Below are 12,778 nucleotides of genomic sequence, written 5' to 3'. Positions count from 1 at the left end.
GGCGTTGGGGGTGTGGTTGTGGGCTTGTCCGGTGGGGGCACTGGAGTCGCGGACTATCCAAGGGGAGCTGACAGCAACAGATGAAAAAATTGATGACAAGTTTGTTGATCTCTATGAGTTTTCTGGGCGGGCGGGTGAAAGAATCGCGATTGAAGCAAAGAGTAAAGATTTTGATACGTTTATTGCTTTGTCAGACTCGACTGCCCAGCCTTTGGCGGGTGATGATAATAGTGCTGGTGATAGTACAAATTCATTACTGGTTTTTGAGCTGCCAAAAACGGGTCAGTACGTAATTTTAGTGATTTCAAAATTGCCCAATCGGCTGGGAAACTATGAACTGAGTTGGAGAGTAGCAACGCAAGCTGACGAGTGGCGAGTTGAAGCGAGTCGATTGAACTTAGCAGCTCGACAATTACAAGTCCGCAGCCAAAATCGAGAAGCTTTACCGCTATTTCAAAAAGCCCATGAACTTTATCGACTGGCGCAAGATCGCGCAGGTGAAGGCACAACCCTCAACAACATCGGCGGGGTTTACTACAGCTTGGGTCAATACCCGCAAGCGATGGAGCAGTACCGCCAAGCGCTGGCGATTCGCAAAGAAGTGGGCGATCGCGCAGGTGAAGGCGCAACCCTCAACAACATCGGTGGGATTTACCAAAGTCTGGGCCAATACCCGCAAGCATTGGAGCAGTACCGCCAAGCACTGGCGATTCTCAAGGAAGTGGGTGATCGCGCAGGTGAAGGCGCAACCCTCAACAACATCGGCGCGGTTTACCGAGATTTGGGTCAATACCCGCAAGCATTGGAGCAGTACCGCCAAGCGCTGGTGATTGTCAAAGAAGTGGGCGATCGCGCAGGTGAAGGCGCAACCCTCAACAACATCGGTGGGATTTACCAAAGTTTGGGTCAATACCCGCAAGCGCTAGAGCAGTACCGCCAAGCACTGGCGATTGTCAAGGAAGTGGGCGATCGCACGGGCGAGGGCGCAACCCTCAACAACATTGGCGCGGTTTACCGCAGTCTGGGTCAATACCCGCAAGCGCTGGAGCATTACCGCCAAGCCCTGGCAATTCGCAAAGAAGTGGGCGATCGCGCAGGAGAAGGCACAACCCTCAACAACATAGCTTTTGTGCTCACAGACCAACAGCAACCGATCGCGGCGATCGCCCTATTTAAGCAATCCGTTTCTGTTTACGAAGCCATTCGCAAAGATAACCGTGTCCTCAGTCCAGAACAACAAAAAGCCTATACCGGAAAAGTTGCTGGCACTTATCGAGAACTCGCCAACTTATTGATTAATCAAGGGCGATTTGCAGAAGCCGAGCGCGTTCTTGATTTGTTGGTGATCCAAGAACTCAGCAACTACAACCAAGGCACAAGAGCCACCGTCAGCGAACTGGGAACCATCAGCTTCACAGACGGCGAAAAAGCCATTCTGAATAAACACAACGGAATCATTGACTTTGCCCAAAAATTAGCCGCCTGCAACAGCAATTGCAGCCCAGACTTGCAACAGCAATACGACAAACTCACCCAGGAATTTCAACAGGCCGTAGCCCAAGTTGCGGAACAAGTTCGCCAACGTAAAGAACGCGGCATCCAAGACCCCGAAGAACTGCGAACCGCCGCAGCCGAAGTGGTGAACCAACAGCCGGGCACGATCGTGATTCAAACGATCGTGCAGCGCCCCAGCGAAACCCCCGACAAACGCGGCCGCCTGTGGGTGCTGTGGACAACCCAAGGCGAAGTCGCCAACTTTCGCGAGGTGATGTTGCCCAGTGATTTTCAGAAAACGGTGTTTGAATTTCGCCGCGCCTTGTCGTCAGCAGACACCGACCCCAACACCACCAAACAACTGGGCCGAAAACTCTATGACTGGGTGATTAAACCCCTCGAATCCGAACTGAAAGCCAACGACATTCAACATCTGATCTTTCGGCTCGATCGGGAATTGCGCTACATCCCCATGGCCGCCTTGCACGATGGCGACAGCTACTTAGTCGAAAAATACAGCGTCGCCAACTTCGTCACCCTGGGCGATTTGAATAAAACCGATCGCCTCAAACCACCCGACCAAAGCCGAATCGCCGCCTTTGGACGCACCACGGGCAATGGCGATTTTAAGCCCCTACCCCATGTGGCTGATGAAGTCGATGCGATCGTCCGGGAAGTCGATCGCCCCGATCCCCAAGGTGGCTTCTATCCCGGCTCCAGCTACTTGAATGACGGCTTCACGCGCGATCGCCTGCAAGCCAGCCTATTCAACAACCGGATTCTGCACCTGGCCACCCATGGCAGCTTCAGCCCAGTCAGTGCAGACAAATCCTTTCTGCTCTTAGGCCAGAAGAATGAACAAATTTCACTGCCACAAGTCGAAGACCTGCGCGGCTTGCGCAACGTGCATTTGGTGGTGTTGTCGGCCTGCGAAACGGCCTTAACCGGCGACCCCGACGAAACAGGACTGCGTGGGGCTGATGGTCGAGAAATCAACAGCTTGGCCTATTCCTTCACCCGGGGCGATCGCGCCAAGGCAATCCTAGCCAGCCTGTGGAACGTGAACGATCGCTCCACCAGCCTGCTGATGCGGGAGTTCTATCGCCGCCTCGCCGCCGATCCCAAACTGACCAAAGCCGAAGCCTTGCGCCAAGCCCAAGTCGCCTTTTTGCAAGGGGAACTGACCCGATCGGGCGAGGTTAACCAGCCCGCCCACCCGTTCTATTGGTCGCCCTTTGTGCTCACGGGCAATAGCTGGTGAGGATCGAGCGGCAACCACTATCGCGACTGGAAAATGTTTTGCACCATCACCCGATCGAGGCCCGCCGCTACCCGATCGAGTTCGGCCACTTCGCCCGCATCCAGCAACCAGCCGATCGCCCCTGTGTTTTCCTTGGCCTGAATCAGGGATTTGGCCCCAGGAATTGGCATAGCACCCTTGGCGATGCACCAATTCAGCGCCACTTGGGCGATGGTTTTGGCTCTTGCTTGGGCGATCGCTCCCAGGCAATCGAGCAAGGGTTGCAGTCCCGGTAATAGTTGCCGAAACAGCACCCCGCGAATTCCCTTTGGGAGGGTCGTTTGGGGGTTGTATTTACCCGTGAGCAAACCCAACCCCAGAGGGCTGTAGGCAATCAGTTTGATGCCCAGTTCATCGCAGGTGTCCTTTAGTCCCAACTCCGTGACCGGGTAGGTGGACAGCAAGGAATATTGCACTTGCAACGTGGCGATCGGGATGCCGCGTTCTTGGAATCGGCGGTGAACCTGTCGTAACCGCTGGGGGCCAAAGTTCGAGAGGCCCACGCCGCGCACCAGTCCTTGTTCATGAAGGTCGCACAGCCCATCCAGCAGGGCCCATTCTTGCCAGGGAGCATAATTGGCCGTTGACCAGTGCAGTTGGGCCAAGTCCACTCGCCCCAGGCGCTGGGCTGAAGCTGCACAGGCCCTGACCATGGATCCCCGAGTCAGTCGCCAAGGATAGGCCGCGAGTTTGGTGGCCAAACAGAGGCGATCGCCCTGAGGCCCCTGATAGTCCCGGGCAAATTGCCCCAAAAGTTGCTCACTGCGGCCGTTCAGCCGTCCCGTGCCGTAGGAATCGCCCGTGTCAAACAGCGTCACGCCGGCCGCCACACAGTGGTTAAACACCTGCTGCAACTCGCTGTCCATGGTTTCGTCATAACCCCAGAGTAGCCGGTTGCCCCAAGCCCAAGTGCCGCAACCCATCACGGGCAGGGCGATCGCCGAATTCTGCATGATTCCGAGTCGGTTGACATCTTCCCCATCCTAAAGGAGTGGGGATTCTGGCCCTAGACCAACAACCGAAGTGGTTCGGCGAGACTATCGGTTGATGCTATCCCGTTTGATCCGACTCAGCACCCCCCACGGTTAAGCTCAATCATCGTCTCTTGGGAGTTGTCCCCTAGGCGATTTCTTGGACTCCGGTTGGGCATATTAAAGGTAAGGGACGATCGGAATCTTGTCCGTTTAGGAAAGGAACTGGGTTCGATCGGGCGATCCCCGTCAGGAGCCGGTTTTGTGAACCTGCCTGGTTCGTCTCCTGGCGTTGCTGATTTGACCCGGGCACTGGGTCTGCCGACTCGATCGGCTGGTCTGGAGGATGATCGAGTCATCTGACCGAAAATGCTCAGTATTTTCAGGGATTTCAGCGGGGTCAATTAAGCTTGAGCGTCCTAGCTGAGCCTATCGATGTTTGAGCGATTTCGCCCCTAGTGAATTGATGGTTGAGTAATGAAAACCAAAGTTCTTGAATGTATAAAATGCGTCTTGAAACTCAATTGGGTTTAAGATTTTCGTCAATTTTCTGATCTGCACTATAAATTTCTCGATTTCGGGTTTCAGTTCCCTAAAATACCCTTTGGTTCTGATCGAAAATATTAATGTAATTTAACAAGAAAGTAATTGCTAATTTTTGTGGCAAGGACGGCTATCAAAGTTTGCTAATTTTTGTTTAAAAGGATAATAAGATAATCTCGGCATTTCTGGGATTTAGGGCTTATCGCTAAGACTATGGCTACTAACTTGCTCGTGGACGCAGAAGCGGATCAAGCCATTATGCGACATCCAATCCAGGTTGAATTGGACACGAGCCTTTGGGATGCCGTTGGGCAAATGTATCAAAATTGCCGATCTTGCTCTCTGAATGCACAAGATCATGATCATCATCGCCCTATTATCCATCTCGAATTTTCTCATCAAGAACTAACTGCCAACTCTACCCATTCAAAGAATAGTTGGCCAGCGGATGATATCTTGGCAACGCATGTTTCAGGCTCCTTGCTCAATGGGTCTGCCGCAGTGACAGCGAGCGATCAAGTTCAAGCCATTGCTGAGCCGAATTTGTCCTTGGGCGATCGCGAGTCTAGTGGCTTGGGGGGCGATCGGCTGGAGGCTAGTCATTCGCCGTTAAATTCTGAGTTGAATTCCGAGTTGAATTCTGAGGCGGCCGTGGTTGATTTGCCGGTTGCGGAGGTTCACTGTGTGGTGGTGGTCGATCGGGGTCAGCTCTGTGGAATTTTGAGCGATCGAACGGTGGTTCGGCTGCTGGCCAAAGGGGTGAATCTTCATCAGGTCAAAGTGGGCGAAGTGATGTCGCCTATTCCTTGCGTTTTAAGGCAATCAGAATTTAAAAATGCGCTGGTTGCTATTAATTTAATGGATCAGTTTGGTCTGGAATATCTGCCTTTAGTGGATGATCAAGGGCAGCTCATTGGGTTATTAAATGATGAAGGATTGCGGCGAATTACCAACCCTGTGGACTGGTTGCGATCGCGCTCTGTTGCGGATGCTTTGGTGACTGAAGTAGCCTGCGAAACCACTAGGGCCAGCGTCGCTCAGATCACTCGTTTGATGGCGGAACAGGATACGAATTGTGTGGTGCTGATGCAGCTCCAGGAGCCGGATACCTTGGCGGCTGACTATCCACCGATTCCCAAACCAGTGGGGATGATTACTGAGTCGGATTTGGTTCAGCTTCAGACCCTTGGTTTGTCGGCGGAGCGCGTGATTGCTAAAGATGTCATGCAGGCGATCGACAAGCCAGTTCGGCTTCAGGATTCGTTGTTGCTGACACAACAATTCATGACCCGCCAGGATATTCAACAGGTGGTGGTGGTGCGTGATGATGGATCGCTGTTGGGTTTGGTGACTCAACGAAGCATTTTGAAACTGCTGAATTCCTCAGAGCTATACCAATGGGGCATTAGCCTAGAGCATAAGATTTCTCAATTGGAAGCAGAAAAATTGGCGCTTTTGGAGCAGCGAACTTCTGAGTTGGAGCAACAGATTATTGATCGCACGGCTTCTTTGCAACGACAGGCGGAGCGCGATCGATTAATTGCCAATGTGGCTTCCCAGATTCGATCGTCTTTAAATTTATCGGAAATTCTAAATTCTACAGTTCAAGAACTGCGAAATCTGGTTCAGTCCGATCGCGCCGAGATTTGGCAATTCCAAGCCGATCAAACGATGGTGATTGCGGCGGTGGCTTTGCTAGATCCCAGTTTGGCCGTGCCCACCAACTCCGTGAAAGACTGCTGCTTCATGGAAGGACTCAGCCCCCTGACTAAGCAAGGCCATGTGCGCGTTGTGAATGATATCTATGCCGCACAAATGACCCCTTGCCATCGTCAATTGCTTGAGCGGTTGCAAGTGCGTGCCAAGATTTTGATTCCCCTGTTTCAGCAGGAAAATTTCTGGGGACTGCTGGCCGTTGTGGAAAGTAATCATCCACGCTATTGGCGATCGGAAGATATTCAACTGGTGCAGCATTTAGCCATGCATTTGGAGATTGCTATTCAGCAAGCAACGGCCTATGAACAACTGCAAACGGAACTCCATGAACGACGACAAACCGAAGAGAAATTACGAGCGAGTGAGCGTCGCTATGTCAGCTTAGCCAAAGCGATTCCCGTAGGAATTATTCGAACTAATCTAAAGGGTAAAAGCCTTTATATTAACCAACGATTCTGCGATATTTTGGGACTGGCAGCGAGGGTTATTCATCAAATTGGCTGGGAACGCTCAATTCATCCGGACGATCGCGCCTGGGTGATTGAAGAAATGCGTCATTACCGCAAACAAAAACAGCCCTTTTCGCTGGAATACCGAATTCAGCGTTATCAGGCTGGTATTTGTTGGGTGTTGGCCCAATCCGTGCCCGAATATTCCGACCATGAAGAAGTGGTGGGCTACATCACCACGATCACGGACATTACCAATCAGAAAAAATCGGAAGCAGCACTGCAACAACTCAACCAAGATTTGGAAGCGAAAGTGCTGGAGCGAACAACAGCGCTCAAAAGCAGTGAGGAGCAGTTTCGGCGGCTATTTGAAAAGGAAAAAGTGCTCAGTTCCGTGATCCGACGAATTCGCCAATCCTTGGAATTGGAATCTGTTTTGTTCAATACGGCGGAAGAGGCTCGACAAATTCTATTTGCCGATCGAGTCGTGATTTACAAAGTCTATGAACAAAGTAGCGGCAAAATTGTGGCTGAATCTCGGATTGACCATTGCCCTAGCCTCTTGGGCATGGAATTTAGTGCAGAGGTTTTCCCGGATAGCTGCCATCAGAAATATATGAATGGTTATGTTTGCACCATTACCGATCGGGATCATGAGCATTTGGCTAACTGCCTGTCTAGTTTCATGCAAACCCTGCAAATTCGAGCCAAACTTGCCGTGCCGATTATTGAGCAAAAATCTAATCAACTGTGGGGGCTGTTAATTGCCCATCAGTGCAGCTCCCAACGGTATTGGTGTACCGGGGAAGTGGAATTTATGCAACGGTTGGCTGAACAATGCTCGATCGCTATTCAGCAATCGGAACTCTATGCCCAACTGCAAGAAAGCAACTTACAACTGGCTAGGGCTACGAAGCTCAAGGATGAATTTTTAGCCAATATGAGCCATGAATTGCGCACCCCTTTGAATGCAATTTTGGGCATGGCTGAAGTTATTCAAGATGGAATTTATGGAGAAATTAATAACCGCCAAGGGCAAGCTCTGAAAACAATCGAGCGCAGTGGCACGCATTTGCTGGAGCTAATTAACGACATTCTAGATTTGGCCAAAATTGAATCAGGTCAAATTCTTCTGAATCGAGCACCTACGCAAATCAATCAACTCTGTCAAGCAACCATTACCTTTGTTAAGCAACAGGCACTGAAAAAACAAATTAAGCTGGGGGTGACTATTCAGCCCAACCTCCCGGATATTTTTGTGGATGAGCGCCGAGTGCGTCAGGTGTTAATTAATTTGTTGAGCAATGCCATTAAGTTCACTGCCGACGGAGGGCAAGTGACCTTAACGGTTTCGCAGATTTTTGAACGACCCACTAACACCTTAAAGTACTTTACGAATTCTGATTCTCAGTCTACGGAAATTCAAGATGCGCACGCTCAAAACACCAAGCGCTCCCCATCGTTTATTTCCTTCAAGGTGACGGATACAGGAATTGGAATTTCTGCTGTTGATCTTGAAAAACTCTTTAAACCTTTTATCCAGATTGATAGCTCGCTCAGTCGTCAATATGCTGGAACGGGGCTGGGATTATCGCTAGTCAAGCGCATGGTGGAAATGCATCAAGGGCTGGTGTCTGTGACCAGTGAAGTTGGGGTTGGGAGTTGCTTTGAAGTTTGTTTTCCGGTGATGGAATTGGCAAACGCGCCAGTCACGGTTCCTGTGCCCCAACTGGAGACCTCCCCAACCGCAATTGCGATGGATCAACCCCGCCCACCCATGATCTTGCTGGTGGAGGATAATGAAGCCAATGTTAATACTATTTCCAGTTACTTAAAGGCTAAGAACTACCAAATTCTGCTAGCAAAGGATGGTGTGCAAGCGATCGAGATGGCAAAACTGCATCACCCCGATCTCATCCTCATGGATATTCAAATGCCCAATCTGGATGGCTTAACGGCGATGCAGCAAATTAGACAAACCCCAGAGCTGGCGAGTACAATGATAATTGCTCTCACAGCGTTGGCGATGCCAGGCGATCGAGAACGCTGTCTCAGTGCGGGTGCAAATGACTACTTCACAAAGCCAATCAAGCTCAAGCAATTAGCAGTCAAGATCCAAGAGCTATTAGCTGCTAAATAGCGAGGCATGACGCTGAAATCTCTTGGAACAGCACAGAATAGCAGGAGACAAATGATGACCATTCCTTCCATTTTAGTTGTTGATGATGAGCCGGATAACTTTGATGTTATTGAAGCTTTTTTGAGCGATCGGGATTATCAACTCCACTATGCCTGGAATGGTCTAGAGGCGCTGAAATCTCTACATGTTTTCCAACCTGATGTGATTTTGTTGGATGTAATGATGCCCGAGCTAGATGGGATCACCACCTGCCAAAAAATTAAGGCGATGCCCGAATGGAAATCAGTGCCAATTATTATGGTCACTGCTCTCAGCGACAAAGAAGATCTGGCCCGTTGCATCCAAGCAGGAGCTGATGACTTTATCAGCAAGCCGGTTAACAGCACAGAGCTGAGGGCACGAGTGCAATCGATGCTGCGCATTCGGCAGCAGTATCAAAGCATCCAAGAACTATCCCAATTACAAGAAAGAACGATCGATATTCTTCAGGGTAGTCTTGATGAGTTGCGAGGCAGTTTGTCGATGAGTTTGCCTCACGAGTTAAATACCCCTTTAAATGGAATTTTTGGTGTTCTGGGCATCCTCATTGAGGAACATGAGGATATGGATCATGAGGAAATCGCAGAGCTATTGCAACTGGCTAAAACCTCAACCATGCGCCTAGAGCGGGTTAGTCGTCGCTACCTTAACTATATTCAACTCGTCCGTGACAGTAGTCTGAAATTGGTCAGTAATTCAAGTATCGCGGCTAATGTCGCATCGACAACTTCCGAGATTGCGCTGGAAACTATTGACAGTGCGGAATGGATTGCCAACGCTTCAGCATCTCAGACTAACTCGGTCAAGCGATCGGCTGATTTGGTTTTGGATTTGGCTACTGCGCAACTGTCTATGTCGATCAAGCACTTGCAAACCATTGTTGAAGAATTGCTGGACAACGCTATTAAGTTTTCCCAGTCAGGTACGCCGATTACGATTAAAACGGAGTCGATGGATTCTTGGTTGTACTTATCCATTACAAATCAAGGGCGCGGCATGACCGAGCTGCAAATTGCCCAAATTGGAGCATTTATTCAATTTGAGCGCCGCAGTTATGAACAACAGGGACTTGGGCTGGGGTTGGCGATCGTTCAAAAATTGATCGATCGTTATGGTGGCTCACTCCTGATCCAAAGTGTTGTGGATCAAGAAACCACGGTGACGGCAAAATTACCCCTCGCAGTTCAACCTCAAATGGCCATGGTTTAGGGTTGGTGCTTGTTCATGACTGGCCAGTTAACTTTCAATGGCAAGCACGAGATCACAGGGACAATATGGGAAACAGGTTAAGATAGGGGGAATCTCTGCTTCCGTTGTCTTTCCCTCATTTATGATTACGCAGTCATGGCTTACAGTTCAGTTCTGGTAGTTGACGATGAGCCGGATAATTTCGATGTCATTGAATCGTTACTGAGCGATCGCCCTTACCAGTTACACTACGTTTCCAACGGCATTGATGCCCTTGAGTCCCTAGACCTCTTTCAACCGGATGTGATCCTGTTGGATGTGATGATGCCCGGGCTGGATGGGATTGAGGTTTGCGCTCGCATCAAAGCCATGCCCGATTGGCACACGGTTCCGATCGTCATTGTTACGGCGCTAACGGAAAAAAAAGACCTGGCCCGCTGTATGGCGGCTGGGGCCGATGACTTCATTACTAAGCCCATTAATGGCATTGAACTGCGAGCGCGCGTGCAGTCAATGTTGCGAATTAAACAAACCTATATTGATCTTGAACAGCAAGTCCAAACCCGCACCGCAGCGCTCCAAGCAAAGGCCGAGCGCGATCGGGTTTTATCAATTATTGCTACTCAGATTTGCGCGTCCTTTGATTTCAACGAAATTGTTGAAACCACGGTTCAAGAAGTGCAACAACTCTTCCAGTGCCGTGCGGTTGCAATTTGGCAATTACAATCCTCTATTGCGGATCACAATAGCCAAGTAGCCACGGTGGTGGCTGCGGCCCAGGATCCGATCATGGCTCCGCTCTTGAAAGCTCGTGACCAAATTCATCTGAGCCGCGTCAGACTGCAAGCCTATCCGCTTGAAAAAGGCAATGATGCCACGGTGCATTTTCAGGATTTGATGACCGATTGTCCGGAAAAATTTCCACGAACGGCTCACTGTCAACAGCTTGCCGTGCCCATCTTGCAAAATGAAAAGCTCTGGGGATTTTTAAGCGTCATTAACTGTCAAAGTTCAGAGCATTGGCCCACGGAAGAACAGGAATTTTTAAAACAGCTTTCAACACAATTGGCGATCGCCCTTCAACAGGCCCAGGCCTATCACCAATTGCAAACGGAGCTAAACGAACGACGACAAACGGAAGTGCGGCTGCGGGAGAGCGAACAGCGCTACATCAACCTGGCCAATGCAGTGCCCGTTGGAATTTTCCGCACGGATGCCAACCATCAATGTCTTTACGTGAATCAACGATGGTCGCAGATTACGGGTTACTCCACCCGCGCGGCCATGGGGATGGGTTGGCTAGATTATATTCACCCGGATGATCAGGTGAAATTCCAAGACGAATGGCAGCGATTTGTGAACGAACAGCGGCCTTTTCAGTTGGAATATCGCTTGCGCAGTGATTGTCACGAAGATCCTTGGGTTTTTGGGCAAGTGGTGGCGGAATACGATGCCCAAGATCAGGTGGTGGGCTATGTGGGCACGGTGACGGATATCAGCGCCCTGAAGCGAGCCGAAGCTCAAATTCTGCACAATGCCTTACATGATTTGTTGACGAATTTGCCGAATCGATCGCTCTTAACGGAACGCTTGGAGTTAGCCATTAACCGTTCAAAGCGGGTCAGCAGTTATCGCTATGCGGTGCTGTTTTTAGATCTAGATCAATTCAAGGTGATTAACGATAGTTTGGGGCACTTAATTGGCGATCGCCTGCTAGTGCAAATGGCCCAAAATCTCAAAAGCTATTTGCGCTTCAGCGACTTTCTCGCCCGAGTGGGGGGAGATGAGTTTGTCATTCTCTTAGAAGATCTGGAAAGCTTAGATGCGGCGGTGCGCATGGCGGAGGGAATTCTCAGCAGCTTTGAAAAGCCGATCGCCATTGATGATTATGAAATTGTGATTACTGCCAGCATTGGCATTGTGCTGGGCAGCGCCGACTACGATCACCCATCGGATCTGTTGCGGGATGCGGATATTGCGATGTACCGCGCCAAGTCGTCGGGGCGCAGCACCTACAAAATTTTTGGAGCAGAAATGCATCACCAGGCGATCAATCGTCTGACCTTGGAAACCGATTTGCGCAAGGCCCTGACCCAAGAAGAATTTCGGGTTTACTATCAGCCGGTGATTAATTTAGCCAAAGGCCGGTTGGTGGGCTTTGAGGCTTTGGCCCGTTGGCATCATGCAACGCGGGGCTGGATTTCTCCGGCAGAATTCATTCCCGTGGCGGAAGAAACGGGCGTGATTCAACAGCTCAGTCGGTGGATTTTGCGCCAGGCTTGCCAACAGTTGTTGCACTGGCAGCGATCTTTCCCGGAGTTTGCACCCCTAAAGATGAGTGTGAATCTTTCGGCGCAGGAGTTGCGAAAACCAACGATGGTTTCAGAAATCTTGCAAACGTTGGATGAGGTGGGTTTGGAGCCTCATTATCTGACGCTGGAAATTACGGAGAGTATGTTAATTGAAGATATTAATCAGACGATCGAGCTGTTGACGGAGTTAAAACGTCACCACATTCAAATCAGCATTGATGATTTCGGGACGGGGTACTCATCCTTAAGCTACTTGCACCGCTTGCCCGCTGACTATTTAAAAATCGACCGATCGTTTGTGGGGCAAATGGAAAAGGGAAACCGCAATTTCCAGGTGGTCAGCACGATCGTGGCCCTCAGTAATCAGTTGGGTTTGGATGTGGTGGCGGAGGGAGTGGAAACCCAACAGCAATTGCGGTGGCTGGAACAATTGGGCTGTGAATTTGGCCAGGGCTATTGGTTTGCCAAGCCGCTGCCACCGCAGGAAATTGAGAACCAGTTCTTCACCGAAGGTTTAAATCCCGGATTGATTGAAGAGGAGCGGCGAAGCGTAATCAATCAAAGCTTGGTGAGCCATGACCAGCCCCGATCGGGGCCTTGTCCCAGTTCGTCGGTTTAAGGGATCG

At 50.3% G+C, this 12,778-nt stretch carries 5 protein-coding genes and 1 pseudogene; 5 read left to right on the top strand and 1 reads right to left on the bottom strand.

The window, feature by feature from the left end:
- Positions 1–10: 10 nt before the first annotated feature.
- A pseudogene (locus tag AMR42_RS21570) lies at positions 11–289 on the top strand (pre-peptidase C-terminal domain-containing protein); the annotation flags it as partial.
- Positions 290–391: 102 nt separating this feature from the next.
- The gene (locus AMR42_RS04725; RefSeq protein WP_234406612.1) at positions 392–2,755 is read left to right on the top strand and encodes a CHAT domain-containing protein; all 2,364 of its coding nucleotides are present in this window, start codon (positions 392–394) and stop codon (positions 2,753–2,755) included.
- Between the two features lie 17 nt (positions 2,756–2,772).
- Here AMR42_RS04725 and AMR42_RS04720 read toward each other — a convergent pair whose 3' ends face one another.
- The gene (locus AMR42_RS04720; RefSeq protein WP_099532312.1) at positions 2,773–3,747 is read right to left on the bottom strand and encodes an aldo/keto reductase; all 975 of its coding nucleotides are present in this window, start codon (positions 3,745–3,747) and stop codon (positions 2,773–2,775) included.
- Between the two features lie 1,062 nt (positions 3,748–4,809).
- Here AMR42_RS04720 and AMR42_RS04715 point away from each other — a divergent pair.
- The 3 genes from AMR42_RS04715 to AMR42_RS04705 all read left to right on the top strand — a co-directional run bounded on the left by AMR42_RS04715 (position 4,810) and on the right by AMR42_RS04705 (position 12,771).
- Positions 4,810–8,613, top strand: a complete 3,804-nt coding sequence (locus AMR42_RS04715; protein WP_158234358.1) for a GAF domain-containing protein — start codon at positions 4,810–4,812, stop codon at positions 8,611–8,613.
- A 54-nt stretch (positions 8,614–8,667) separates the two neighbouring features.
- A complete protein-coding gene (locus AMR42_RS04710; RefSeq protein ID WP_099532310.1) occupies positions 8,668–9,861 on the top strand; it encodes a response regulator in 1,194 nt (397 codons plus the stop codon).
- Between the two features lie 135 nt (positions 9,862–9,996).
- The gene (locus tag AMR42_RS04705) at positions 9,997–12,771 is read left to right on the top strand and encodes an EAL domain-containing protein (RefSeq protein ID WP_099532309.1); all 2,775 of its coding nucleotides are present in this window, start codon (positions 9,997–9,999) and stop codon (positions 12,769–12,771) included.
- Positions 12,772–12,778 lie beyond the last annotated feature (7 nt).

Origin of the sequence: Limnothrix sp. PR1529 (assembly GCF_002742025.1) — a bacterium.
Lineage (GTDB): Bacteria > Cyanobacteriota > Cyanobacteriia > CACIAM-69d > CACIAM-69d > CACIAM-69d.
The sequence above is the reverse complement of the archived record's forward strand: the minus strand, read 5'-3'. Positions and strand labels throughout refer to the sequence as shown.